We start from the raw sequence: 25,411 nt of genomic DNA on the forward strand, positions 1-25,411 counted from the left end.
TAAAATGATGAATGGTATGAACATGAACAAAATGATGAAACAAATGCAGAAAATGCAAAAACAATTAAAAGAAGAGCAGGATAATCTCAATAAGCAGGAATTTACCGGCAGCGCGCCTGACGAAATGGTTGTTGTAACCTTTAATGGTGAACGGGTGATGACCGATATTAAAATCAAGCCGGAAGCCATTGATCCGGATGATCCGGAAATGCTTTCCGATTTAATTATCGCGGCCGTTAATGATGCAATGAATAAGATTAAAGAAACTACGCAAAACACAATGGGCAAGTATGCCAAGGGAATTCCGGGGATGTAGTTTGTTTTTTAGGAAGGAAACATTATGCAATATCCTGAACCAATTGCGAAACTAATTGATAGTTATATGAAATTACCGGGAATCGGTAACAAAACCGCTACCAGGCTTGCTTTCTACACGGTAGATATGAATGAGGACGATGTTAAGGCCTTTTCACAAGCGCTGCTGGCAACGAAGGATAAACTTCATTATTGTTCAATTTGTGGTAATTTAACTGATGAGGATCCTTGTGAGATTTGTCGTGATAAAACGCGCGATCAAACTAAAATTCTGGTTGTTGAGCAGCCAAAAGATATTATGGTAATGGAAAAGGTTCAGGAGTATCGGGGTCTCTACCACGTTTTACATGGTGTTTTATCGCCGATTGAGGGCAAAGGACCTGAAGATTTAAATATTAGTTCGTTGATTAAGCGGCTTCAAAAAAATAATGACGTTCAAGAAGTAATTGTTGCGACGAACGCGACCCCTGAAGGCGAAGCCACCGCGATGTATCTGAGCAAGCTGATTAAACCCGCTGGTATTCGGGTAACGCGTTTGGCGCACGGCTTGTCAGTTGGTACCGACATTGAATACGCAGATGAAATGACATTGTTTAAGGCAGTCCAGGGTCGAACCGAAATGTAAGTGGAGGCGTAATCGTGTGGTTTGGTGGATTTAAAAGAGCAGATACAAAATCTGAATATGATCAGCGCTTATTGGATTTGATTAACCGCCTTAAAGAGGAATGGGATCACGCTGCCCAAACGCAAAATGCTGTGGCTGACAGTGACATTGAAATGGCGCAGGAAACAGCTTTGGCAAAACAAAAATTCTTCTTTATTTACAAAGAGGCCCGACTTAGGCACATTAAAAATGATCATATTCAAGCATCGGTGATCAGTTATGATCACGATGATTTTCAATGATGAAAATGAGTGATCCAGTTTGAGTGATTCTTGATAAATGTTCGTCGTTTCTGAGACCGGGGTGTTTAAGATTCCAAGCGACATTTAAAAATGAATCACTCTTTTATTTTGGTGTCATGGACAGGGTAAATAACATACAGTACAATTAACCTAAATATAGAATTGAGGGAAAATTTTGGTTGGTAAATTGATAACTTTTGAAGGCTCTGACGGTGCTGGTAAAACTTCGGTCATGAATGAAGTTGTGCGCGATTTCCAACAACAACTGGGTGATCAAATGCTGGTAACCAGGGAGCCGGGTGGTAATAAGATTTCTGAGCAGATTCGACGGATTATTTTGGATCGGGCAAATACTGAAATGGATTATCGAACGGAAGCTTTATTGTACGCGGCCGCCCGACGTCAGCACTTGGTAGAAACCATCTTACCCGCTTTGACGGCCGGTAAATTAATCCTTTGTGATCGATACGTTGACAGTTCGGTTGCCTACCAAGGCGCCGGCCGGCAGATTGGGATGCAGGAAGTAGCTAAAATGAACGAATTTGCGACGGAAAAGTTGTTACCGGATAGAACGATTTATTTTGATATCCCAGTTGAAGTCGGCTTGAAGCGGATTGCTCAGCATCGGGACGCAAATCAAATCGATCGATTAGATGTTGAGACAACTGCTTTTCATCGCCGGGTCCATCAGGGCTATATGAAATTGATAGCGGCAAATCGGGATCGGTTCATCCGGATTGATGCCACGCAGCCGATTGAGACAGTAGTTGAAAATACAAAAAAAGTTATCCGGCAAATAGCAGGCGAATTTTTTAACGAGGAGTCCTAGATATGAAATTAGTAATCGCAATTGTCCAAGATAAAGATGCAAATAAACTGCGTTCGGTTTTTGTTGCCCACGATATTGTGGCAACCCGTTTTTCAACGACTGGGAGTTTTTTAAGGGCCGGCAACACAACTTATCTGGTAGCGGTCGATGATGAGAAGGTGGACTTGACCCTTCAATTAATCAAAGAAACCTGCTCCGCACGTCAGCAGTTTATGACGCCACCGGTAAGCTTGAACGGTGATACGGCCGAACATACTTTTCCAATTGAAGTCCAAGTTGGCGGCGCAACGGTGATGGTTCTGCCAATCGAACAATTTCATCAGTTTTAGAGGGTTAAATAAGAGATGGTTGAAAATGTTTTGAATGACGCGAAAACAAAACAGCCCAAGTTATTCACACAATTTATGCATGTTGTTGATCGAAACGAATTATCGCATGCCTATTTGTTTACTGGTGAGGACGGTGCGGGTCAGTTTGCAGTTGCAATGGGGATTGCGATGCGGCTCTTTTGTACAAACGTCCAGGATGGGATGCCGTGTGGTCAGTGTGCCGAATGTACCCGGATAATGAATCATGATCATCCGGATGTTGTTATCACGAAGCCGGATGGTCTGAGCATTAAAGTTGATCAAATTCGACACGTTAAAAGTGAGTTTACCAAAAGTGCTATGGAAGGCTCCAAAAAGATTTTTATAATTTCGGCTGCCGATAAAATGACGACCGGTGCCGCCAACAGCTTATTAAAATTCATTGAGGAGCCTACCGGAAATGTGGTCAGCTTCTTGATTAGCCAAAATCGGAATCTGCTTTTACCAACCATCGTTTCACGAACACAGGTAGTGGAATTTCCTAGTCTGGACAAACACCAGATGATGGCGGAGCTGCGTCAATCCGGTGCGCTGCCTAGTCAGGTTAATTTGTTGATGGCCATGACAAACAGTTTGACTGAAGTTAAAAAGTGGTTGACGGATAATTGGTTTACGTCACTTCAGCAAGCAGTCTGCAAGTGGTTTGGTTATTTGGTGAAAGAAAATCCAATGGCGATGCCTTATATCCAAATGTCACTGATGCCGTTGATAACCAGCCGGGAGCGGCAACGGGTGGCGTTGAGCATGATGATTGATCTTTTTGATGAAGTCTTGGAATTAAAGTTTGATACGTTAACAAAGGATGCGATAAAGTTTCCGGAGATTGAAGCCGAAACTAACCAGGCCGCTCAAAATTGGTCCAGTGATCAGTTGATGGCGATGCTGGATGAGTTGTTGAATACACACGGTAGTATGGCAGTGAATGTTAATTTTCAAAACATTATCGAGGCTGTCACATTGAAAATATTAACAATTATGAAGTCATAGGAATTTAAAGGGTGAGATACGAGTGGATAGTCAAAATTTATATGATGAACTTAAAGAGATGGATAGTCATTTGGGTGCAACGGCAGCAGAATTTTCTCACCTACACGAATCGTTAATTGAATTAATGGAAAAAAACGCAGAATTAGAAATTGAAAATCAGCACCTTAGAGACCGGATTAATCAAATTACTGAAAAGGCCGGTCATAATTCACCCGAGTTGTCCAAATCCCGGAAAAATCTTGAGAAATTGTACAACGAAGGGTTCCACGTTTGCAGTTCATATTATGGTAAGCGGCGTGAGAATGGGGAAGACTGTATATTCTGCACAGAAATTATTTATGGTCGAAGGGATTAATAAATAAGTGATAACACAAAAAAGTTTTGACGAAAAAAATCAAGCTGGAAAGCTATATTTAGTACCAACACCGATAGGCAATTTGGGCGACATGACTTTTCGGGCCGTTAATGTCATGAAGCAGGTGGCCTTAATTGCGGCGGAAGATACGCGCAATACCCAAAAATTATTGAATCATTTTGATATTAAGACAAAACAGATTAGTTTTCACGAGCATAATACGGCCCAACGGATTCCGGAATTGCTGGCAAAACTAAAGGCGGGCTTTTCAATTGCCCAGGTTAGTGATGCGGGAATGCCGTCCATAAGTGATCCCGGTCATGAATTGGTAGTTGCCTGTATTCAAAATAACATTTCGGTTGTGCCGCTGCCGGGAGCTAATGCCGGGATAACGGCTCTGATTGCTTCCGGAGTGACACCACAGCCGTTTTACTTTTATGGTTTTCTATCAAGAAAGCCGAAAGAACAACGCGCTGAATTGGCGCAGTTAAAGAATCGGCCGGAAGCGTTGATTTTTTATGAGGCGCCGCATCGCCTGCTTAAAACCCTGAAGAATCTACAAACTGTTTTGGGTGGAAGCAGGTCTGCCGCGTTGTGCCGTGAATTAACTAAGAAGCATGAAGAATTTATTCGTGGCTCTCTTGATCGGTTGGCTGGTTGGGCAGCTGAAACGCCTATTCGTGGCGAATTTGTAATTATTGTCAGCGGCAATGATCAACCAATGGTGCAAACCGCAACTGCCGATCCAATGGCCGGCCTTTCCCTGACACAGCAGGTTGATCGATATATTCAGGCTGGTTTGGCGGTGAATGACGCGATTAAAAAAGTTGCCAAAGCCCATCAGCTTCGTAAACAGGTTGTCTATAATGAATACCACCATTTGAATTAGTTAAGCAATAAATCAAGTAGAAACTATGATTAGAAAGAAGAAGTGCCAATGCCTGCAAAGCAATATAGTGAGAACCACACCGTCCCCTATTATGAAGGGGATGTTACTTACAGAATGACGATGTCCATGTTAATCAATGTTTTAATGTTGTGTTCCGATCACCAGAATGCCAAATTGGGAGTCGCCCAGCAGGATTTGATCGATCGTTATGGTCTTGGGTGGGTCGTGACCCAATATTCGATTAAAATTAAACGGTTGCCACGGGTTGATGATACTATCAAAGTCACTACCCGGGGAACTTCTTACAATCGTTTTTTCGCTTACCGGGAGTTTTGGATGCATGATGAACAGGGAAATGAATTAGTCAAAGTGGATAGTATTTGGGTGCTGATGGATGAGAAAGCCCGAAAAATCCGTGAAATTCCCGAATCGATTATTGAACCCTACCAATCCGAAAAGGTCAGACGGGTTCCCCGCTTGCCGAGGCCCGATCGAATTGCTGAGGACGCCGAATCGATTTCTAAAAAGTACCAGGTTAGGGCCAGTGACATTGATTTTAACGGTCACGTTAATAATGCCCATTACTTGGAATGGATGACCGATGCCCTATCACTTAAATTTTTAATTTCCCATACGCCTGTTCAAATTGATATTCGCTTCGAAAATGAGGTGAAATACGGTAGTTGGGTGATGAGCACCGTACTTGTTGATTCTGAGGATAATGATAAAATTAAAACTGTTCATGAAATTATTTCTAATGATACACTTTCATGCAGTGCAACATTCTTATGGCAGAAAAATGATGTAAAGGGTAATGAAGATAAATGAAAATTTTAGCAATTGATACATCCAACCAGCCGCTATCCGTTGCCGTAACGGCTGATGACAGTTTACTGGCTGAAACGACCCTAACGACTCATCGGAAACACGCGGAATTCTTAATGCCGGTGATTGAAGACTTGGTCGGCAAAGCTGGTCTAACCCCGAAAGATTTGGATCGGATTGTGGTAGCTTCGGGCCCGGGCTCCTATACCGGCATTCGAATGGCAACTACCGTTGCGAAAACGCTGGCAGCAACGCTGGATATTGAGTTGGTAACAGTTTCAAGTTTATTGGCATTGGCGCTCAATATTACAAAGCCAGCCGGCTTGATCAATCCCATTTTTAATGCTCGAAACCAAAATCTGTTTACTGGTCTTTACCAAATCAAAAATGGTGAACCAACACCGGTTATTGCTGATCAGCACACGAATATCACTGATTGGCTGGCTGATATTGCCGATATTGATCAGCAAATTACAATTGTCGGGGAAACGGCACCATTTGAGGCCGCTTTTTCGCAGCAATTCGGTGATCGTTTAATGGTGGCCGATAAGCTGGCGGCAATTCCTGACGCAGCCAAAATCGGTTTATACGGTGCCAAATTAACACCGGTTCAAGATGTTGATTCGGTTGTTCCTAGATATTTGCGGTTAACCAAAGCTGAAGCAGATTGGAGAAAAGAGCATCCCAATGAGGATACACGTCATTATGTGGAAAAAATTTAAAGAGTGGTTTCGACAAAATTTTTATAATAAACAAGTTCAGCTTCGGGAAAGGTATTTGGACATTAAGAATCATGATGTCAAAATAAATGGCACCAGTTATTTTTTAGCGAAAGCGATGATTCCGGATATTCCCGAGATTTTGGGAATTGAACGGGCCGTATATGGTGGTCAGACACCTTGGGATGAACGGGCCTTTCGAACCGAATTGATGCGCAAGAGCGACCGATTGTATCTGGTTTTAAGACGAAACGATTGGCTGGTTGCCTTTATTGGCTGTTCATTGAACGATCACACGAGAGATTGTCATATTACCAACGTTGCAGTCGCCCCCAATTTTCAAAATCATGGGTTGGGGTATTTTTTAGTGAACACAATTATCAAAAAGGCTCGGCAGCTAAAATATGATAAAGTCACGCTGGAAGTCCGGGTAAGCAATGATCGTGCCCAAAAACTTTATCGGGATATCGGTTTTGTGGACAACGGTTATAAGAAAGATTATTATTTTAATGATCGCGAAGACGCTTTGAATATGGTACTTGATATTACCAAAGTTGGTTAATTAACTTAAGAAGGGTGAATTTTTTGGCAAGAAATCTGATTCTTTCATTTGAAACAAGCTGTGATGAGACATCTGTCGCGGTTATTGAAAACGGAGATACAATTCTTTCGAATATTGTTGCAACCCAAATAAAAAGCCATCAACGGTTTGGCGGCGTGGTGCCTGAAGTTGCCAGTCGTCATCATATTGAACAGATTACTGGTTGTATTGAAGACGCGTTGGCTCGTGCAAACGTTACGTATGATGACTTGTCAGCAGTTGCTGTAACCTATGGACCGGGCTTGGTCGGTGCGCTTTTAATTGGTGTTACGGCGGCCAAGGCAGTTGCTTGGGCGCATCAGCTGCCGCTGATCCCCGTGAATCATTTGGCGGGGCATATTTATGCTGCAAGATTAGTCGAACCAATTGAATTTCCGGCAATGGCACTGGTCGTTTCCGGTGGACATACCGAACTGGTTTATATGCCGGTAGAAAATCGATTTGAAATTATTGGCGAAACCCGCGATGACGCAGCGGGAGAAGCTTATGATAAAATCGGTCGGGTGCTGGGGATTAATTATCCGGCCGGCAAGCAGGTTGATGAGATGGCTCATCAGGGTCGAGACACGTTTCATTTCCCACGGGCAATGGATCAAGACGCCAATTTTGATTTCAGTTTTAGCGGCCTGAAAAGTGCCTTTATTAATACGGTTCATCACGCCGATCAAATTCATGAGACTTTAAATAAAAATGATCTGGCTGCCAGTTTTCAACAGGCAGTGGTTGACGTATTGGCGGATAAGACCGTCCGGGCGTTGCATGAATATCCGGTTAAGCAGTTAATTGTGGGTGGTGGCGTCGCTGCCAACAAGGGGCTTCGAGAACGACTTGGAAAGGAATTACAGGCCTTCCCCCAAACAACTTTGGAGCTGGTGCCATTATCACTGTGTGGTGATAACGCGGCTATGATTGGTGCAGCTGGAGAAATGCTGTATCGCCATCAGGTCTTTACCGATGCAACGTTAAACGCTGATCCGGGATTGGAATTTGATTGGCTTGGCGATTCGCCGGTGAAGTAATTAAGACGACTTCACATACTGATAATAAATGTTTAATAGTAACGGGGCTGGACAAAATTACTTTTGTCCAGCCCCGTTTTACTTAATCATGATTATTACCAAGTGGAAAGGTGTACCGAAAGAAAACTTCCTGCTGCTCTTTACTATCGCTATTCCAGTTCTTCGAGTTCAAGGCTTTTTTCTTCCCACTTATTTTCAAGCTGTTCGATTTTTTGATTAAGTTCTTCGAGTTTACTTTGGAGTTCGGTTGATTTTTTTAAATCGTTAAAAACGTCGGGTTGAGTCATTTGGGTCTCAACTGCCGTTTTAGCATTGGAAAGTTGATCCAACTGGTTTTCTAAATCGTGGACTTCCCGGCTTAATTTACGGGCTTCTTTTTGAGCCTGCTTATTGATCTCGTAATTTTTCTTGTCGGTAGTTGGGCTTGGATGATTACTTGGCTGGTCAAGTCCCATTTTTTCACGTTCGTGTTCCTTAATTGCCAGCTGTTCGGCCTTTTTATCAACGTAATAGTCATAATCACCGAGATAGAGGGTTGTGCCGGCTTTGGAAAGTTCAACAACCGATGAGGCCACCTTATTAATAAAATAACGATCGTGGGAAACAAATAAAATAGTGCCGTCAAAATCATTGAGGGCATTTTCCAAGACTTCCCGGCTGTCAATATCCAAGTGATTGTCGGTTCATCGAGAACTAAGAAATTATTGTGTTGCATGGCCAATTTTGTCAACAGGAGTCGGGCTTTTTCACCCCCGGACAAATCATGGACCATTTTGGCAACGTCATCACCGGAAAATAGGAAGCTGCCCAGAATGCTCCTGATATCGCCTTCAGGAGTTGTGGGATGATCGTCCCATACTTCATTTAGAACTGTCTTGGAAGCATGTAGAGAGGCCTGTTCCTGGTCGTAGTACCCGGTATCAACGCCGGTGCCGAATTGAGCCGTTCCCTTTAAAAAAGGAATGATGCCCAAAATGCTTTTAAGTAGGGTTGATTTACCGACACCGTTTGGACCGACAATGGCAATTGCCTGATTGCGTTTGACATCCAAATTAATAGGTTCGGAAAGCACTTTGGTATAGCCAACCGCCGCATCACTGACTTTTAGAACGTTATTGCCGCTTTTGGATTTTGGAACAAACCTAAAACGAACGTTTTTACCGCCGGTGGTTGGTTTTTCGAGCCGATTCATTTTTTCGAGTTGCTTGCGGCGAGCCTGCGCTTGTTTGGTTGTAGATGCCCGAACGATGTTTTTATCAACAAAGGTTTGCAGTTTAGCAATTTCTGCCTGTTGTTTTTCATAAGCTTTCCAACGCAAAGACAGCTCTTGGTCTCTTTTTTGCGTGTACTGCGTGTAATTACCGGTGTAATGCCGCAAGGTGCCATTAGCCAATTCATATACTTCGTTGACAATTCGATCAAGGAAATATCGATCATGGGAAATAATCAATAAAGCGCCGCTGTAATTTTGGATGTAGCCTTCCAGCCAGGTAATGGTTTCAACATCCAAATGGTTGGTCGGCTCGTCCAGAATCAGCAATTCAGGCTTTTCGAGCAGCAATTTGGCAAGGGCGAGTTGCGTTTTTTGGCCGCCGGACAATTCGTTAATTGGTTTGGCATATTGATCTTTATCAAAACCAAATCCGTGAAGCACACCCCGAATTTCGGCATCATAGCCGTAGCCGTTATGCTGTTCAAAATCGGCCCGAATATGATCGTAAGTTGCTGAAATCTGTTGAAAAGTCTCGGAGTTGGGATCTAAAGTACTCATCTGCATTTCTAATTCGTGAATTTGGTGTTCCTGTTTTTTAAGACCGGCAAAAACCGAGGCCATTTCTTCGTAAATTTCTTTGTCGGAGTTTAGACCGGTATCCTGTGCAAGGTAACCGATTGTGAGATTCTTTTTAGTTGTAATTTGGCCGCCATCAATAGGCTGTTGGCGATAATCATTTTGACGAGGGTTGATTTGCCGGCGCCATTTCTACCCACTAAAGCGATTCGACTTTTTTCCTGGATGGCTAAACTTACTTTTGAAAATATATTAATGCCGTTAAATCTTTTGGTTAAATCTTGGGCTTGTAAAATTATCAATGATTCGGCCACCTTTCTGTTATCATTTTATTTTATCACATCCCAAACGTTCAAATCCTTAACATTAAAACGATTGGTAGATGATTTTGATTGGTTGGCTGTGAAAGTTTTAAATGATTTTAATGCGAATATTTGAAATCCATTTCACAAGGTGCGATGTTATGTTAGAATATAAAGTAAAGAGGGATTCACAAAGTAATCGATTATCAAAAATTAATGAAAACTGGGAGGGAATTTTTCGTGACAGCTGAAAATATTCCACGTGCGACCGCGAAACGGTTGCCAATTTATTATCGATATTTAAATATACTTCATGATACAGGTAAGCGTCGGATCTCTTCGACTGAATTGGCCGAAGCGGTTCAAGTAGATTCCGCTACAATTCGGCGGGACTTTTCATACTTCGGTGCTTTGGGCAAACGGGGGTATGGATATGACGTTGACAGTTTGCTGTCATTTTTCAAACAGATTTTAAATCAGGAACATTTAACTAATGTGGCCCTGATTGGTGTTGGTAATCTGGGACATGCGCTGCTCAATTTTAACTTTCACAAAGATGGCAATGTCAGAATATCAGCGGCTTTCGACACTGATGACGCGATTATCAACAAAATTGAGGATGGTGTTCCGGTTTATCCAATTCAGGAACTGGCTCATCAACTGCAGGAACAACAAATTCAAGTCATTATTTTAACAGTGCCGTCCAGTGCCGCGCAATCGGTTACAGATGACGCGGTTGCCGGGGGCGTGAAAGGAATCTTGAATTTTACGCCGATTCGGCTTTCTGTTCCCGATGATGTGTTGGTTCAAAATGTTGATTTGACAAATGAACTACAAACATTAATCTACTTTATTGAAAATTTTGGTAAATAATTAACCAATCTAAAATTGGTTAAAAGATCCTAAATCTATGGGGAATTTTTGAGTAATTAGGAAAAGGCTGAGACAAGTTATATTGTCCGGCCCTTTTTTATTATAGCGACAACAGTCAAGCTGAAACGTTAATTGAAAGGCAGACTTATCCACGATTTGATAACGAGTAGGTGCTTGTGTAACATTTTTATATTCAAATTCAGGAGCGAACTGAAATGGTCTGTTAATCGCATTATCTAAGTCATATTGTAACAATGATTAGGGGGCTTGAACAAAAAAGAATCGGTTAAAGACTGGTTTAAACTGAAAAATCCTTGCAATTCGAGTCAAAAAATAATATATTATAAGCAGTGATTAGCACTTCTGTCATATGAGTGCTAATGATGCTAAAAATTGTTGCAAATGGAGGGACTAACGTGTTAAAGCCATTAGGAGATCGCGTAATTATCGAAAGAGAAGAAGAAGAGGAAAAAAACGTTGGCGGCATTGTTTTAGCTGACAACGCTAAAAAGAAGCCTCAAACAGGGACGGTTGTTTCTGTTGGAGAAGGCCGCGTTTTGGATAACGGTCAAACTGTTGCCCCAGTTGTTAAAAAGGGTGACAAGGTTATGTTCGATAAGTACGCTGGTACGGAAATTGAAGATAACGACAAATCCTATTTAGTTTTACATGAAAAAGATATCGTCGCAATCGTTGAATAATTGATTTGCGAATAACCGATTCAACAATTTTAAAAATAATCAAAAATAAATTTTTGAGGTGAAAATTGGAATGGCTAAAGAAGTAAAGTTTTCTGAAGATGCTCGAGGCGCAATGCTTAAAGGTGTCGACAAATTAGCAGATACAGTTAAAGCTACGATTGGTCCTAAAGGCCGGAACGTTGTTTTGGAACAAACTGCCGGAACACCAACGATTACAAATGATGGTGTTACGATTGCCAAAGCAATTGAACTACCTGATCATTTTGAAAATATGGGTGCCAAGTTGGTTTCTGAAGTTGCTTCAAAGACCAATGATGTTGCCGGTGATGGTACGACAACCGCAACCGTTTTGACGCAGGCAATTGTTAATGAAGGTATGAAGAACGTAACAGCTGGTGCCAACCCGGTTGGTATCCGCCGCGGAATTGAAAAAGCAACCAAGACAGCTGTTGATGCACTTCACAAAATGTCCCACGATGTTAAAACCAAAGATGATATTGCCCAAATTGCCTCAATTTCATCAGCTAACACGGAAGTTGGTAAGTTAATTGCCGATGCTATGGAAAAAGTTGGCCACGATGGCGTTATCACAATTGAAGAATCCCGTGGGGTTGAAACCAGCTTGGACGTTGTTGAAGGTATGCAGTTCGATCGTGGTTATATGTCTCAGTACATGGTTACTGATAACGAAAAGATGGAAGCTGACTTGGATAATCCTTACATCTTAGTAACTGACAAGAAGATTACCAACATTCAGGATATTCTGCCGTTGCTTCAAAAGATTGTTGAACAAGGCCGTTCACTTTTGATCATTGCCGATGATATTGGCGGTGAAGCTTTGCCAACACTTGTTTTGAACAAGATGCGGGGGACCTTTAACGTTGTTGCTGTTAAAGCACCTGGCTTTGGTGATCGTCGTAAGGATCAACTCCAAGATATCGCAACCTTGACAGGGGCAACGGTTATTACCGACGATCTTGGCTTAAACTTGAAAGATGCAACCATTGAACAATTGGGTCAAGCCAACAAGGTTAATGTTACAAAAGATTCAACAACCATTGTTGATGGTTCCGGTTCAAAGGACCAAATTTCACAACGGGTTTCGGAAATTAAGACCCAAATCGAAAAGACAACTTCAGACTTTGACCGTGACAAGTTAAAGGAACGTTTGGCTAAGTTATCAGGCGGTGTTGCTGTTGTTCGGGTTGGTGCCGCAACTGAAACTGAATTGAAAGAAAAGAAATATCGAATTGAAGATGCTTTAAACGCTACCCGAGCAGCCGTTGAAGAAGGCTTCGTTCCTGGTGGTGGTACGGCATTGATCAATGTAATTCCAGAAATTGCCAAGCTTGAAGCTGATGGCGATGAAGCAACCGGTATTAACATTGTTCGCCGAGCACTTGAAGAACCTGTTCGTCAAATTGCTGAAAATGCAGGTGTCGAAGGTTCTGTTATTGTTGAAAAGCTTAAGGATGAAAAGCCGGGAATCGGCTACAATGCCGCAAATGGTAAATTTGAAGATATGATTGATGATGGTATCGTTGATCCAACCAAAGTTACCCGTTCGGCACTTCAAAATGCTGCTTCAGTATCTGCATTGCTCTTAACAACGGAAGCCGTTGTTGCTGAAGAGCCAAAGCCGGATACACCTGCTGCACCAGCACCACAACCTGGTATGGGTATGTAAAATCAAATAAAATAGTCATTAAGACAAACAAATTTAGCGTCCGAGCTTGTCGGGCGCTTTTTGTTGTTGTATGGTATTAGTGACTATTTTATGTACATAATCAATACTTGTATTTACCGGCAAGATGGACTATTATTTTATGGTTCACCATGAATGGTAAATATGACAAAAGGAGTAACTATTATGTGGCGATATTTAAAGCGGCTCTTAATTGGTAAGCCGTTAAAAACCACTGACGAGGGCGGCCAGGCGTTAACGAAGTTTAAAGCACTGGCATTATTATCATCCGATGCTTTATCGTCAGTTGCTTACGGTACTGAACAAATTACCACGATCCTGATTACCTTATCAGCAGCTGCATTGATGTATCAGATTTGGGTTGCAGCGCTTGTTCTGATCCTGTTAGCTGCGATTACACTATCATATCAACAGATTATTCATGCCTATCCGTCTGGCGGTGGTGCATACGTTGTTGCCAGTACAAACTGGGGTGAACGGGCCGGATTAATTGCTGGTGGTTCACTATTGGTTGATTATATGCTGACGGTGGCGGTATCAACAACCTCGGCTACCGAAGCGATTACTTCGGCAATCCCGAGTTTATATGCCCATCAAGTATTGATTTCATCATTGATTGTTGTGGGAATTATGTTGCTGAACTTGCGGGGGATTCGAGAGTCGGCTTCATTTCTAACATTGCCGGTTTATTTGTTTATCGTTATGATTATGGCGATGATTATTTACGGTGCTTACAACATCGTTACCGGTAACATTCAATATCATGCCGCTGCGCATATCGGCGCGCCGGTTGAGGGAATGACTTTAGTACTCTTCTTTCGGGCATTCTCATCCGGTTCATCTTCATTAACTGGTGTTGAAGCAATCAGTAATGCTGTGCCAAATTTTAAAAAGCCCAAGAGTCACAATGCCTCAGCAACTTTGGCGATTATGGCGACTATTCTGGCCGGCTTCTTTGGCGGCATTACTTTTCTGAGTTACTACCTTGGTATTATGCCGAACAGTCACGAAACGGTTCTTTCACAAATTGGTGTGGCGGTGTTTGGTCACGGCATCATTTATTACTTACTACAGTTGTCAACTGCGATGATTCTGGCAGTTGCCGCCAATACCGGTTTTTCCGCATTTCCAATTCTGGCTTATAACCTGGCGCGGGACAAGTTTTTGCCGCACGCCTATTTGGATAAGGGAGATCGACTGGGGTATTCCAACGGGATCATTTCGTTGGCGGTAGGGGCAATCGTTTTAATCATACTCTTTGGTGGTCGAACCAATTCATTGATTCCATTGTATGCAGTTGGTGTTTTCATTCCATTTACATTGTCCCAGTCAGGTATGATTATTCATTGGCGCCGACACCGGGGTAAAAATTGGCAGTTAAAATCAATTATCAACTTTATTGGTGCGTTCATCTCATTGACGTTGGTGGTTTGTTTATTTCTGCTGAGATTCCCGAATGTTTGGCCATACCTGATTGTAATGCCCATTTTACTGAGAATTTTCTATAAGATTAATCGACACTATAAACGGGTTGCGGAACAATTGCGGGTTGTCGAAGAAGACACTCAGATTACGGCTACGCATCATTATGATGGGTCAACGGTAATTGTACTGGTCGGTGGGGTTACCCGGGTCACCGCCAACGCCATCAGTTACGCCCAGTCAATTGGTGATTATGTCATTGCGATGCACGTTTCGTTTGATTCTAATCCGGAAAAAGAGCATAAAACCTCTGAAGAATTCAAAAAAGAGTTCCCGAATGTCCGGTTTGTTGATATTCATTCATCATATCGTTCCATTGCCCAACCGACGTTGCGGTTTTGCGATGTCATCGCTAAGCGGGCGGCAGATCGAAATTATTCGACAACGGTGTTGGTACCGCAATTTGTGCCAAAGCATCGTTGGGAGAATTTACTGCATAACCAGACCAGCTTGCGATTACGGACGATTTTAAATTCACGTCAAAATATTATTATTTCCAACTACAATTATCATCTAAAAGAGTAGTTGTTTGAAAGATTCCCTTTAGGGTTAGCTGTTTAGCAGCCAGACCTGTTTGGAACTAAAAAATGGCGGTGTCTCAAGGAAACCAGTTCTTGGACACCGCCATTTCACTATTTTCAATTACCAAACCAAAAGAGCAGACCATGTACTTTCGTACCTGATCCGCTCTTTTGGTTTAAGTTCATCAGAAGATTATTTAATTAAGCCCATGAAGTTGGCAAATGTTGGTACAACCAAGTCAACAACAATTGAAATAATAACCACGGCAATGGCGGCCATTGCACCGGATGCCGAACTTAATTGCAATGCTTTGGCAGAACCAACGGTATGTCCGGCAGTTCCTAAACCAAGTCCTTGACCAATTGGCTCAGTTAAGTGGAAGAGTTTAATCAACCAAGTTGCCAATGCGTAGATCAAAACAGCATTTAGGATACATGCCATTGCGGTGATTGCAGGTGTCCCGCCAATCGCGCCGGAAATCGGCATTGCGATCGCTGTCGTAGCAGCTTGAGGTAACATGGAAGCAATCCCATTGTTATCCATGCCAAGCAGCTTGGAAACGCCGTAGATAACAAATAATGAAATAAATAAACCAACGATTAAAGAAATCAAAATTTCCAACCAGAAGCGTTTAACAATATCGTTTCGTTTGTAAAGCGGTACCGCAAAGGCGATGGTAGCCGGATTTAAGAACCAGAAGATAATATCGCCACCCGGTTTATAAGCGTTGGTATAGAACCAGGTTACATCAACGCCGAACGCCTTGGCCATTAACCATAGAACGAAGATACCTAAAACCATGCCGACGAACAGTGGTTGGAAAAGGAAAAAGCCTTTGCCAATTTTAAAGAGCCATTGGCCGAACAGGAACAAAAGAATTGATAAGCAAATCCCAAAAATTGGTGTTCCCAAATACGTGATAATGGTTGTTTGTGTCGCACTCATTTATAACTCACCCTTTCCGCGTTATTTTTTAACTTCATCACTGACACTAACATCACCGTGGAAAACGGTTTTTCGAATCCAGATGAAGAATGATGTTGTGTAGGCAACGACAACCAGTAAGACAACAGTTGAAATAATAATTGCAATAATAATTTGAAGCCCTTGAGCCTTCATAATGTTAAGAGAAGCGGTCAATTGGATTCCTGATGGTACAAACAGAAATGCAATCAAACTGATCATGAAAGTTGCAAACTTATCGACCCACTCTACCTTTACGATATGAAAGGTTAATAATAAATAAAGTAAAACAAGACCAATAACCGGCACTGGAACAGGGAATGTCGGTGGGAATAATGGTGAAATCAAACTTGAAACAAATAAGACAGCCGCAAAAATGCCCATTTGGACTAAAATAGGCGCATCTTTTTTCTCATCTGATGTAGTTTGTGTAACTTTTGCTTTGTCAGCCATGCTGAAAACTCCTTTCGTTTGTGAAATAAAGATTTACATAAATCTTGTTATCTTACAAGTTCAAGTATAATTGTTTTTGTGAAATATGACAATTAAAAAACCCGTTTCAAGCAAAAAATGTGAATAAATGTACAAATAGTAAGTGCAGACAAAAAGCGCTTTCCTATAATCGCTTATTTATCAAGTATTAGCCGTGGGTTGTTTTTATGAAACGGCGTCTGTATAATTGATTTGATAAGAAATGTAAGGAAGTTAGCGAGGTTTCAAATTTGAAATTCGAAATCATTGTGTCTTTATTTGCAACTATGATTATTTCGGCTGTCTTAACGCCATTTATACGGAAGCTGGCGTTTGCCGTCGGGGCCGAAGATCGACCGAATAAACGTCGGGTTAATAAAATTCCAATGCCAACAATTGGTGGGTTGGCCATTTTTATTGCCTACACATTTTGTACAATGGTGTTATTGCGAAATCAATTCCCGACTAAAATACTTTGGGGGATTTATGGTGGCGAAACAATTATTATCTTAACGGGGATTATTGACGATATTTTTGTATTACGGCCACGCCAAAAAGTCTTGGGCATTTCAATTGCTGCCTTATGGGTTTATTTTTTTGCCGGCGTTAAAATGACAACGATTACGCTGCCCTTCTTTACGCTTCACTTGGGCTGGCTGAGTTTACCGGTGACTTGGCTTTGGATTTTGGCGATCACTAATGCTGTTAACTTAATTGATGGTTTGGATGGTTTAGCGACCGGTGTTTCAATTATTGCACTGACAACAATGGGCATTACCGGTATGTTTTTCTTAAATGTCGGAAATATTTTTGTTTCGATTATGATTTTTGCATTAGTTGCCTCCTGTGTCGGTTTTTTGCCATACAATTTTTTTCCGGCGCGAATTTACCTCGGAGATACCGGTGCGCTTTTTATTGGATTCATGATGTCGGTATTTTCGCTGTTTGGTTTGAAAAACGCGACTTTTATTACCCTGTTAATTCCGGTAATGATTTTAGGGGTTCCCATCACGGATACGGTCTATGCAATCTTTCGACGGTTGTTGAACCGTGAACCGATTTCTCATGCGGATAAACGCCATTTACATCATCGATTGATGCAGATTGGGTTAACTCATCGACAAACGGTTTTGGTTATTTATGGGATTGCGTTGATTTTCTCGTTTATTTCGCTGCTATACCCGATTTCAACTTTGTGGGGGTCCATTCTTTTGACAATTGCGGTTTTAATCGGACTGGAGCTGTTTGTTGAAACGATCGGCTTGGTTGGTGAGGATCGACAACCACTTCTGAATGGCATTAAAAAGCTGGTCAAGGACACTACCAGTAAGGAAAATCACGGTAAAGAAGAAAAGTAGCCTTTTCAGGATTACATAATTGCCCTATAAATGATCCTGGCTGAAATAAAACAGGCTTTCTGATTAGATCTCCTTTGTGGGGGAGACTCAGAAAGCCTGTTTTAGTTATTGTCGATGTTCGACATCTTCACGTTTGGCTCGGGAAAACGGCTCTTCAAACAATTGATAATCGCCAATCACAAACGAAACCTTTCCCCCGAGAAGATCCAGGATCCGCTGTTGAAAGTCTTTAAGCTCGGCATCCCTGATTGCGACCGTAACTTGGATGTTAGCGCCATAGACGGTGTCTTGGATTGATATGTTTTCATTATCCAGGTGATATTTTAAGGAATCATACTGACTGTAATCAATCGTTAACGTAACGCTTCTCTTGGATACCAGATTCACAATGCCGACTTTGTCAATCGTTGAAGAAGTTGCGTTACTGTAAGCCCTGATAAGGCCGCCAGCGCCTAGTTTGATGCCGCCAAAGTATCTGGTTACAACAGCCAAAACGTTGTGCAGCTCATTCATCTTGAGTGCTTCGAGAATTGGCACCCCGGCAGTCCCTGAAGGCTCACCGTTGTCACTTTCCCGTTGAATTTGATCTTGATCACCAAGTAAATACGCGTAGCAGTTATGGGTTGCTTTGGCATTTTCCTTACTAACGTCGGCAATTGTTTCTTTTGCCTGCGCTTCATCTTTAATTCGAGCCAGGGTACAAATGAATCGGGATTTTTTAATGATGATTTCGTGCGTGCCGTTTTCTTTGATTGTGAGTGATGGTTTTGTCAAAAAGATACCTCCTAAAAACCGTATTTAAATTCTGTGAGGTGTTAATATGATTAATCATATATCAGAGTTGTTTGGCCGCCAAATAAACGAATTGGAATTGCCGGTAAAGTTTAAAAATGACTGCCGACTGTCATTTCGGCCGGCAGTCATCATCAAGAGTGGGCGCCTGGTGTGCCAGGTGTCATACCAAATTAAATCCGGCCGTAGCCCAACTGCCGGATAATCAGTATTATTGTTACGCGTGTATTCAAATGGGTCGAATGGATACACTGCATCGACTGGTTACGGTTGCCGAGCCAAATCAGTTTGCCAAAATAGTTAAGCCGATGTCTTGGCAGGGGCAATTAACTAATCTGCAGCAACAATGCGCGGATCAGGTTGTAAAAATATTTGATCAACGGCAGCGCCATCTGTTGTGGGCGGTGACGGGAGCTGGTAAAACGGAAATGCTTTTTCCGGCAATTGCGTGGGCAGTGAGTCAAGGGCTGCGAGTTGGCATCGCGTCACCAAGAGTGGATGTCTGCATTGAACTTTTTCCGCGGATTAAAGCAGCTTTCGAACAGGTTTCCTGTATACTGCTTCACGGAAAAGCCGACCAGCCTTATCAGTATTGTCAGATTACTGTTTGTACGACTCATCAGTTACTCAGATTTTATCACGCCTTTGATGTGATGGTAATTGACGAGGTGGATGTCTTTCCCTTTGCCGGCAATCAAATGCTTCATTTTGCCGTTCAAAACGCGATTAAGCCCGGTGGCGGCATTCTTTATTTAACTGCGACACCGGATGAAGCATTGATGCGACAGATCCGGCAAAAAAAGTTATCGGTCAGTTATCTGCCAATCCGCTATCATGGCTTTTTACTGCCGACTGTCAAGATTATCAAAAGTCGGCATTTAAAGCAAAAGATTGATCAAAAGCAACTGCCTCAATCGGTACTGCGAATGATTATTAAATTACTTCAACAGCGGCAGCGGTTTTTATTATTTGTGCCGAGAATCAAAGACCTGACCTTGGTCAGTGAGGCGCTGAACCGGGCTGCAATCACCGGACGTTTTTTAACGGTTTATTCTGCGGACCCTAAAAGAATTGAAAAAGTAGCGGCGATGCGTGATCAAACCGTTGATTTTTTAATAACGACAACGATTTTGGAACGTGGCGTTACGTTTCCCGGTATTGATGTGATTGTGTTGAAAGCGGATGATGAAATCTTTTCAGCTTCGGCACTGGTTCAAATTGCCGGGCGAGTGGGCCGAAACAGTGCTCGGCCAACCGGACGGGTTCTTTTTTATTGCGAACGACGGACGAAAACGATCCGATCGTGTGACAATCAGATCCGGCAAATGAATCGAAAGGCGACCCGTCTAAAATGAATTGCTATTATGTCAGGCCCCGTTAAGCACCGCTCTGACACTGGAAAAAATTTTCTCGTTTCAAAAAGTGCGGCCACCCCGAGCCTGCGCCAAGTGTTTGTCACAGTTTAAGCCGCTTTTGGACTGTCAAACGTGTCGAGTCTGCGGTAGACGGGCTGTCGATTTGTCAGATGATACCTGTTTGGACTGTCATAAGTGGCGTCAACAGTTTCCATACCCGTTTGTCAATCAAGCGCTTTTTGAATATAACGCTGCGATGAAAGATTTTATGAAGCAGTATAAATTTTTGGGTGATTATCGCCTAAGAGCGGTTTTTAACCAGCTGGTAACAGCCAGGCTCAAACAGTCAGGGCGTTTAATTGTGACTGTTCCAATTCACCCAAATACTTTTGAGGAACGGGGGTTTAATCAAGTGTTGGGGTTGTGTGAAGGTGTTCAAACCGTTTCCTGCCTTAAAACCTGCCAGATAACGAAGCACACACGCCAATCGGAAAAGGACCGGGCTGCCCGGCTTCAAACAGCCCAGCCCTTTGAATTTGTCGAGCCGGCCGGTTCACTTATTCGGGGAAAAGCGATTATTATTGTGGATGATGTTTACACGACCGGGACAACCATCCGTCATGCTGCAAGCTTATTATATCAAGCGGGTGCCAATTCTGTGACCGGATTGACACTGGCGCGTTGAATTATTTGAAGCCTGATGATTGTTAAAATGCAAACTTTCATTTATACTAAAGTTGTAGCCGATAATGAAATCACTTTCATTACCGGACCATTAAACCATTAATGGTGAAGGGAGAGAACGTTATGCTAATTTTTAACATTCGTGGAGAAAATATCGAGGTCACTCAAGCGATTCGTGATTACGTTGAAAAGCGAATCAGCAAACTGGAAAAATACTTCGAAAAGGACATGAAGAATACTGCTCATGTCAATTTGAGGGTTTATCCGGATAAACAAGCTAAAGTTGAGGTAACCATTCCTTTGCCATTTCTAACTCTACGGGCTGAAGAACTTTCCAACGATTTGTATGCCAGCGTTGATTTGGTAACCGATAAACTCGAACGTCAGATTCGAAAATATAAAACCAAGGTTAACCGTAAATCTCGCGAAAAAGGCTTCAAGAACTTGGAATTTGTTCCTACTGATGATCAGGCAGCTTCCGATAATGATGATAATCAATCACAATTTGATGTGGTTCGAACAAAGCGCTTAGCCTTGAAACCAATGGATAACGAAGAGGCAATTCTTCAAATGGATATGCTGGGCCATGACTTCTTTATTTATGAAGACGCCGATACATCAAATATTGACATTGTTTACCGTCGTAATGATGGTCGTTATGGCTTGATTGAGACCGGTGAAGAATAGCTTTAAGACTTCCCTTTAAACAGACTGACAATAATCATTCAGTTGTTTAGAGGGAGTCTTTTTGTCCAAAAATGTTAAGAAAAAAATTGTTTTTAGCGTTACGCTTTCCTATTGTGTTGAAATGTATTACGATAAACAAATGCTGTATTTGTTATCAAGGTGTTTTCATTGATGGCCTTGAATGTTACAATAATTAGGTATGTAGTCAATAGTACGACTAAAATATTAAATTAAACTGGATAACTTGATTTAGAAGGGAATTTTCCAATGGCTAATGTTTTAAAAAAATGGGTTGAAAGCGATAAGCATGAACTCAAACGACTAAGCAAAATTGCTGATAAGGTTGGAGCATATGCGGAAGAATATCGTCAACTCAGTGATGAAGAATTACAAGCCAAGACGCCGGAATTTAAAGAGCGTTATCAAAAAGGCGAAACACTCGATGATTTGCTGCCGGAAGCTTTTGCAGTTGCCCGTGAAGGCGCTCGTCGGGTACTTGGCCTTTATCCATTCCATGTGCAAATCATGGGTGGCATTGTTCTTCATGAAGGTAACATCGCGGAAATGAAGACCGGTGAAGGTAAGACTTTAACGGCAACCATGCCGGTTTATTTGAACGCCCTTGCCGGTAAAGGGGTTCATGTTGTTACGGTTAACGAATACTTGTCACAACGTGATGCAACCGAAATGGGTGAACTATATAACTGGTTGGGCTTAACGGTTGGTGCCAACTTGGCTGAAATGACACCTGATCAAAAGCGGGAAGCCTATGCCTGTGATATCACCTACTCAACGAATAGTGAAATCGGATTTGATTATCTGCGGGACAACATGGTTGCCTATAAAGAAGAAATGGTTCAGCGACCGCTTAACTTTGCAATTGTTGATGAGGTTGATTCGATTTTAATTGATGAGGCCCGAACACCATTGATTATTTCTGGACAGTCTACCGGTACTTCGGAACTTTATCAGCGAACAGACCGGTTTGCCAAGACGCTTCATGAAAAAGAAGATTTTAAGATTGATTTGGAGACCAAAACGGTTTCTTTAACCGATAAGGGAATCGAAAAGGCTGAAAAGTATTTTCACTTAAAGAACCTGTATGACACGGACAATACAGCCTTGACCCATCATTTGGATCAGGCTTTGCGAGCCAACTTTATTATGCTCCGGGATAAGGATTATGTGGTTCAGGACGGCGAGGTCTTGATTGTTGATTCATTTACCGGTCGAATTATGCAGGGCCGGCGCTTTTCCGATGGCCTTCATCAGGCGATTGAAGCTAAAGAGGGCGTTGAGATTCAAGAAGAAAGCAAGACAATGGCCACGATTACGTATCAAAATATGTTCCGGATGTACAAAAAACTTGCCGGTATGACTGGTACGGCCAAGACCGAAGCAGAAGAATTCCGAGAAATTTATAACATGGAAGTTATTTCCGTACCGACCAACAAGCCGGTTGTCCGGGTGGATCATCCCGACGTGCTGTATCCGACATTGGAAGCCAAGTTTGATGCGGTTGTTAAAGAAATCAAGCAATTGCACAAAAAAGGTCAGCCAATGCTGATCGGGACGGTTGCAGTTGAAACCTCCGAATATCTTTCGAAGCGGCTGGACGACGAACAGATCCCGCACGTTGTCTTAAACGCGAAAAATCATGCCAAAGAAGCCGACATCGTTATGAATGCCGGTCAAAAGGGTGCGGTAACGATTGCGACCAACATGGCCGGGCGAGGAACCGATATTAAATTAGGCCCCGGGGTTGTTGAATTAGGCGGGTTAGCCGTTATTGGTACTGAACGACACGAATCCCGCCGAATTGATAATCAGCTGCGTGGCCGTTCCGGTCGTCAGGGTGATCCGGGCTTGTCACAGTTTTATCTGTCACTTGAAGATGATTTAATGCGTCGATTTGGGTCTGATAAGATCAAGACTTTCTTGGAGCATTTAAACGTTGAGGGTGAAGATGCTGTTATTCGCTCCAAAATGATTACCAAGCAGGTTGAGTCTGCTCAAAAACGGGTTGAAGGAAACAACTATGATTCCCGAAAGAACGTTTTGCAGTACGATGATGTTATGCGTCAGCAACGTGAAGTTATTTACGGTGAACGTCAAGAAGTTATCGAAGAAGACAAGGACCTGAAGTGGGTCATTTTGCCAATGATCGAACGAACGGTTAACCGAATCGTTGATTTGCATACCCAGGGTGAAAAAGAAGATTGGGATCTGCAAACAATCCTTGATTTCGCTATCAGTGCAATGGTTAGTCCTGATCGTATTTCACTTGAAGACTTCCAGGACAAGACACCGGATGAAATCAAGAAGATGCTGATGGGGCTTGCTGATTCGGTCTACAAAGAAAAGCAAAAACAACTTTACGATCAATCTCAAATGCTTGAATTTGAAAAAGTTGTTATCTTGCGGGTGGTTGATTCCCACTGGACGGATCATATTGATATGATGGATCAACTTCGTCAGTCAATCGGTCTTCGAGGTTACGGTCAATTGAATCCATTGGTTGAATACCAACGGGAAGGTTACAAGATGTTTGAAGAAATGATTGCGGATATTGATTATGATGCAACTCGGCTCTTTATGAAGGCCGAAATTCGTCAAAATATGCAACGGTAATATCGTGATTAAACAAACGGGACTGGACAAAATCACTTTTGTCTCGGTCCCTTTGTTTGTTGATTTTGATTAATAAAATAATTTGTTTGAAATGGGGAATAAATATGGCATTTGAATTAAGTGAAGCCAAAAAACAACTTGCAGATATGCAAAAAGCCATCGATGGTTTTAGGGGGTCGCTTTGACTTCGATGCCCTAAGTGAAAGCATTAGTATCAATGAAGCCAAAATGGCAGAACCTGGTTTTTGGGATGACCAGCAAAGTGCTCAGAAATTAATTGATGAGACAAATCAGCTCAAGACCAAGCGGGATAATTTTAAGACGCTAACCGGTGAATTAGACGATCTAAAAGTAACTTTAGAATTAATTGCCGAGGATCCGGCTGCCGGGATGCAGGATGAATTTACGGCCAAGGCTGAAAAGCTTAAAAAACAGCTTGATCGTTACCAACTTGGCTTGCTGTTAAACGGCAAATACGATCATAACAATGCTATTTTGGAAATTCATCCAGGTGCCGGTGGCACTGAAGCTCAGGATTGGGGAGCGATGCTGCTTCGAATGTACACGCGTTGGGCAGAAGCACATGATTTTAAGGTTGACGTTTTGGATTATCAAGTTGGTGAAGTTGCCGGAATTAATAGTGTTTCTATCCTAATCAGCGGCGAAAATGCTTACGGGTATCTCCGCTCTGAAAAGGGGGTTCACCGACTAGTCCGGATTTCACCGTTTGACTCTGCCGGCCGGCGGCATACGTCGTTTGCTTCGGTTGATGTTATGCCCGAATTAAATGATGATGTTTCCATTAAGATTAATCCGGAAGATTTAAAAGTGGATGTTTACCGGGCAAGTGGTGCTGGCGGTCAACATGTCAATAAGACATCGTCAGCCGTGCGAATTACGCATTTGCCAACCGGAATTGTTGTTGCCAGTCAGGCGCAACGTTCACAGCTTCAAAACCGGCAAACGGCGTTAAATATGTTGAAGTCCAAACTTTATGAGCTGGAAGAACAAAAGAAAGCCGAAGAGAAGGCTAAAATTGAGGGTGAACAACTGGATATCGGCTGGGGTTCTCAAATCCGGTCCTACGTATTTCATCCATATTCAATGGTGAAAGATCACCGAACCAATTATGAAACAGCCAATGTAAATGGCGTGATGGATGGCGATTTAGATCCATTTATTAACGCGTATCTGCAGTGGCAATTGAGTCGGGAAAATCCTGATTAACCCCTGCATGATAAAAAGTGGCGTGAAACCAAATCGGTTTTCACGCCACTTTTTAT

At 42.3% G+C, this 25,411-nt stretch carries 25 protein-coding genes and 1 pseudogene; 22 read left to right on the forward strand and 4 right to left on the reverse strand.

Annotation, left to right across the window (positions count from 1 at the left end):
* Positions 1-4: 4 nt before the first annotated feature.
* From JCM14108_RS06380 to tsaD, 12 genes are all read left to right on the forward strand, one after another.
* Positions 5-316, forward strand: a complete 312-nt coding sequence (locus JCM14108_RS06380) for a YbaB/EbfC family nucleoid-associated protein (RefSeq protein ID WP_035179369.1) — start codon at positions 5-7, stop codon at positions 314-316.
* 24 nt (positions 317-340) lie between these two features.
* Complete coding sequence (gene recR / locus JCM14108_RS06385) at positions 341-940, forward strand: recombination mediator RecR (protein WP_035179371.1); 600 nt, start codon at positions 341-343, stop codon at positions 938-940.
* Between the two features lie 11 nt (positions 941-951).
* Positions 952-1,221, forward strand: a complete 270-nt coding sequence (locus JCM14108_RS06390; RefSeq protein WP_051996063.1) for a YaaL family protein — start codon at positions 952-954, stop codon at positions 1,219-1,221.
* A gap of 175 nt (positions 1,222-1,396) precedes the next feature.
* Positions 1,397-2,050, forward strand: a complete 654-nt coding sequence (gene tmk / locus JCM14108_RS06395) for a dTMP kinase (RefSeq protein WP_035179377.1) — start codon at positions 1,397-1,399, stop codon at positions 2,048-2,050.
* 2 nt (positions 2,051-2,052) lie between these two features.
* On the forward strand, positions 2,053-2,379 hold the full coding sequence (gene darA, locus JCM14108_RS06400; RefSeq protein WP_035179379.1) for a cyclic di-AMP receptor DarA: 327 nt from the start codon (positions 2,053-2,055) through the stop codon (positions 2,377-2,379).
* A gap of 15 nt (positions 2,380-2,394) precedes the next feature.
* Positions 2,395-3,405 carry a DNA polymerase III subunit delta' gene (gene holB / locus JCM14108_RS06405; protein ID WP_035179381.1) on the forward strand — a complete coding sequence of 337 codons (1,011 nt, stop codon included), beginning with the start codon at positions 2,395-2,397 and terminating at the stop codon, positions 3,403-3,405.
* A gap of 22 nt (positions 3,406-3,427) precedes the next feature.
* Complete coding sequence (locus JCM14108_RS06410) at positions 3,428-3,760, forward strand: DNA replication initiation control protein YabA (protein WP_035179383.1); 333 nt, start codon at positions 3,428-3,430, stop codon at positions 3,758-3,760.
* A gap of 7 nt (positions 3,761-3,767) precedes the next feature.
* Positions 3,768-4,649, forward strand: coding sequence for a 16S rRNA (cytidine(1402)-2'-O)-methyltransferase (gene rsmI, locus JCM14108_RS06415; protein WP_035179386.1), 882 nt, complete (start codon positions 3,768-3,770; stop codon positions 4,647-4,649).
* Between the two features lie 48 nt (positions 4,650-4,697).
* On the forward strand, positions 4,698-5,477 hold the full coding sequence (locus tag JCM14108_RS06420; RefSeq protein WP_035179388.1) for an acyl-[acyl-carrier-protein] thioesterase: 780 nt from the start codon (positions 4,698-4,700) through the stop codon (positions 5,475-5,477).
* Positions 5,474-6,196, forward strand: coding sequence for a tRNA (adenosine(37)-N6)-threonylcarbamoyltransferase complex dimerization subunit type 1 TsaB (gene tsaB, locus JCM14108_RS06425; protein ID WP_035179391.1), 723 nt, complete (start codon positions 5,474-5,476; stop codon positions 6,194-6,196). Before JCM14108_RS06420 ends, tsaB begins: the two co-directional genes overlap by 4 nt.
* Positions 6,180-6,755: a ribosomal protein S18-alanine N-acetyltransferase gene (rimI, locus tag JCM14108_RS06430; protein WP_035179394.1), complete on the forward strand. Its 576-nt coding sequence runs from the start codon at positions 6,180-6,182 to the stop codon at positions 6,753-6,755. Before tsaB ends, rimI begins: the two co-directional genes overlap by 17 nt.
* A 23-nt stretch (positions 6,756-6,778) precedes the next feature.
* On the forward strand, positions 6,779-7,813 hold the full coding sequence (gene tsaD, locus JCM14108_RS06435; RefSeq protein WP_191978535.1) for a tRNA (adenosine(37)-N6)-threonylcarbamoyltransferase complex transferase subunit TsaD: 1,035 nt from the start codon (positions 6,779-6,781) through the stop codon (positions 7,811-7,813).
* Positions 7,814-7,962: 149 nt separating this feature from the next.
* On the opposite strand, the pseudogene JCM14108_RS06440 reads toward tsaD, so the two are convergent.
* Positions 7,963-9,904: pseudogene (locus tag JCM14108_RS06440) on the reverse strand (ABC-F family ATP-binding cassette domain-containing protein).
* Between the two features lie 216 nt (positions 9,905-10,120).
* Between JCM14108_RS06440 and JCM14108_RS06445 the strand changes: the two are divergent.
* From JCM14108_RS06445 to kimA, 4 genes are all read left to right on the forward strand, one after another.
* Positions 10,121-10,777, forward strand: coding sequence for a redox-sensing transcriptional repressor Rex (locus JCM14108_RS06445; RefSeq protein WP_191978536.1), 657 nt, complete (start codon positions 10,121-10,123; stop codon positions 10,775-10,777).
* Between the two features lie 416 nt (positions 10,778-11,193).
* The gene (gene groES / locus JCM14108_RS06450; protein ID WP_191978537.1) at positions 11,194-11,478 is read left to right on the forward strand and encodes a co-chaperone GroES; all 285 of its coding nucleotides are present in this window, start codon (positions 11,194-11,196) and stop codon (positions 11,476-11,478) included.
* A gap of 70 nt (positions 11,479-11,548) precedes the next feature.
* Entirely contained in the window at positions 11,549-13,165 is a 1,617-nt protein-coding gene (gene groL / locus JCM14108_RS06455; protein WP_035179405.1) for a chaperonin GroEL, read from the forward strand.
* 183 nt (positions 13,166-13,348) lie between these two features.
* Complete coding sequence (gene kimA / locus JCM14108_RS06460) at positions 13,349-15,190, forward strand: potassium transporter KimA (RefSeq protein WP_035179408.1); 1,842 nt, start codon at positions 13,349-13,351, stop codon at positions 15,188-15,190.
* 189 nt (positions 15,191-15,379) lie between these two features.
* On the opposite strand, the gene lrgB is transcribed toward kimA, so the two are convergent.
* Together lrgB and JCM14108_RS06470 are read right to left on the reverse strand one after the other, a co-directional pair.
* Positions 15,380-16,132 carry an antiholin-like protein LrgB gene (gene lrgB, locus JCM14108_RS06465; RefSeq protein ID WP_035179411.1) on the reverse strand — a complete coding sequence of 251 codons (753 nt, stop codon included), beginning with the start codon at positions 16,130-16,132 and terminating at the stop codon, positions 15,380-15,382.
* Between the two features lie 21 nt (positions 16,133-16,153).
* Positions 16,154-16,603, reverse strand: coding sequence for a CidA/LrgA family protein (locus JCM14108_RS06470; protein ID WP_035179413.1), 450 nt, complete (start codon positions 16,601-16,603; stop codon positions 16,154-16,156).
* Between the two features lie 269 nt (positions 16,604-16,872).
* Here JCM14108_RS06470 and JCM14108_RS06475 point away from each other — a divergent pair, with 269 nt between their 5' ends.
* Complete coding sequence (locus JCM14108_RS06475; protein WP_035179414.1) at positions 16,873-17,979, forward strand: glycosyltransferase family 4 protein; 1,107 nt, start codon at positions 16,873-16,875, stop codon at positions 17,977-17,979.
* Positions 17,980-18,084: 105 nt separating this feature from the next.
* Here JCM14108_RS06475 and JCM14108_RS06480 read toward each other — a convergent pair whose 3' ends face one another.
* The gene (locus tag JCM14108_RS06480) at positions 18,085-18,753 is read right to left on the reverse strand and encodes a YigZ family protein (RefSeq protein WP_035179416.1); all 669 of its coding nucleotides are present in this window, start codon (positions 18,751-18,753) and stop codon (positions 18,085-18,087) included.
* 116 nt (positions 18,754-18,869) lie between these two features.
* Between JCM14108_RS06480 and JCM14108_RS06485 the strand changes: the two genes are divergently transcribed.
* From JCM14108_RS06485 to prfB, 5 genes are all read left to right on the forward strand, one after another.
* Positions 18,870-20,126: an ATP-dependent helicase ComFA gene (locus JCM14108_RS06485; RefSeq protein WP_152536913.1), complete on the forward strand. Its 1,257-nt coding sequence runs from the start codon at positions 18,870-18,872 to the stop codon at positions 20,124-20,126.
* 163 nt (positions 20,127-20,289) lie between these two features.
* Positions 20,290-20,811, forward strand: coding sequence for a ComF family protein (locus tag JCM14108_RS06490; protein WP_235807064.1), 522 nt, complete (start codon positions 20,290-20,292; stop codon positions 20,809-20,811).
* Positions 20,812-20,933: 122 nt separating this feature from the next.
* Complete coding sequence (gene hpf / locus JCM14108_RS06495; RefSeq protein WP_035179420.1) at positions 20,934-21,497, forward strand: ribosome hibernation-promoting factor, HPF/YfiA family; 564 nt, start codon at positions 20,934-20,936, stop codon at positions 21,495-21,497.
* 267 nt (positions 21,498-21,764) lie between these two features.
* The gene (gene secA, locus JCM14108_RS06500; RefSeq protein ID WP_035179421.1) at positions 21,765-24,128 is read left to right on the forward strand and encodes a preprotein translocase subunit SecA; all 2,364 of its coding nucleotides are present in this window, start codon (positions 21,765-21,767) and stop codon (positions 24,126-24,128) included.
* A gap of 104 nt (positions 24,129-24,232) precedes the next feature.
* Positions 24,233-25,355, forward strand: a protein-coding gene (prfB, locus tag JCM14108_RS06505) for a peptide chain release factor 2 (protein WP_191978538.1) whose coding sequence is annotated in 2 segments (ribosomal slippage) — positions 24,233-24,310 and positions 24,312-25,355 — 1,122 coding nt in all. Because the reading frame shifts where the segments join, the coding sequence is not laid out codon by codon here.
* Positions 25,356-25,411: the final 56 nt, after the last annotated feature.

This window comes from Lentilactobacillus farraginis DSM 18382 = JCM 14108, assembly GCF_000583655.1.
GTDB lineage: Bacteria > Bacillota > Bacilli > Lactobacillales > Lactobacillaceae > Lentilactobacillus > Lentilactobacillus farraginis.

Coding starts and splice junctions, on each gene's coding strand:
- JCM14108_RS06380 (WP_035179369.1), top strand. CDS start 5: ATGATGAATGGTATGAACATGAACAAAATGATGAAACAAATGCAGAAA.
- recR (WP_035179371.1), top strand. CDS start 341: ATGCAATATCCTGAACCAATTGCGAAACTAATTGATAGTTATATGAAA.
- darA (WP_035179379.1), top strand. CDS start 2,053: ATGAAATTAGTAATCGCAATTGTCCAAGATAAAGATGCAAATAAACTG.
- holB (WP_035179381.1), top strand. CDS start 2,395: ATGGTTGAAAATGTTTTGAATGACGCGAAAACAAAACAGCCCAAGTTA.
- JCM14108_RS06420 (WP_035179388.1), top strand. CDS start 4,698: ATGCCTGCAAAGCAATATAGTGAGAACCACACCGTCCCCTATTATGAA.
- tsaB (WP_035179391.1), top strand. CDS start 5,474: ATGAAAATTTTAGCAATTGATACATCCAACCAGCCGCTATCCGTTGCC.
- rimI (WP_035179394.1), top strand. CDS start 6,180: ATGTGGAAAAAATTTAAAGAGTGGTTTCGACAAAATTTTTATAATAAA.
- JCM14108_RS06445 (WP_191978536.1), top strand. CDS start 10,121: ATGAAAACTGGGAGGGAATTTTTCGTGACAGCTGAAAATATTCCACGT.
- groL (WP_035179405.1), top strand. CDS start 11,549: ATGGCTAAAGAAGTAAAGTTTTCTGAAGATGCTCGAGGCGCAATGCTT.
- kimA (WP_035179408.1), top strand. CDS start 13,349: ATGTGGCGATATTTAAAGCGGCTCTTAATTGGTAAGCCGTTAAAAACC.
- lrgB (WP_035179411.1), bottom strand. CDS start 16,132: ATGAGTGCGACACAAACAACCATTATCACGTATTTGGGAACACCAATT.
- JCM14108_RS06470 (WP_035179413.1), bottom strand. CDS start 16,603: ATGGCTGACAAAGCAAAAGTTACACAAACTACATCAGATGAGAAAAAA.
- JCM14108_RS06485 (WP_152536913.1), top strand. CDS start 18,870: ATGACTGCCGACTGTCATTTCGGCCGGCAGTCATCATCAAGAGTGGGC.
- hpf (WP_035179420.1), top strand. CDS start 20,934: ATGCTAATTTTTAACATTCGTGGAGAAAATATCGAGGTCACTCAAGCG.
- secA (WP_035179421.1), top strand. CDS start 21,765: ATGGCTAATGTTTTAAAAAAATGGGTTGAAAGCGATAAGCATGAACTC.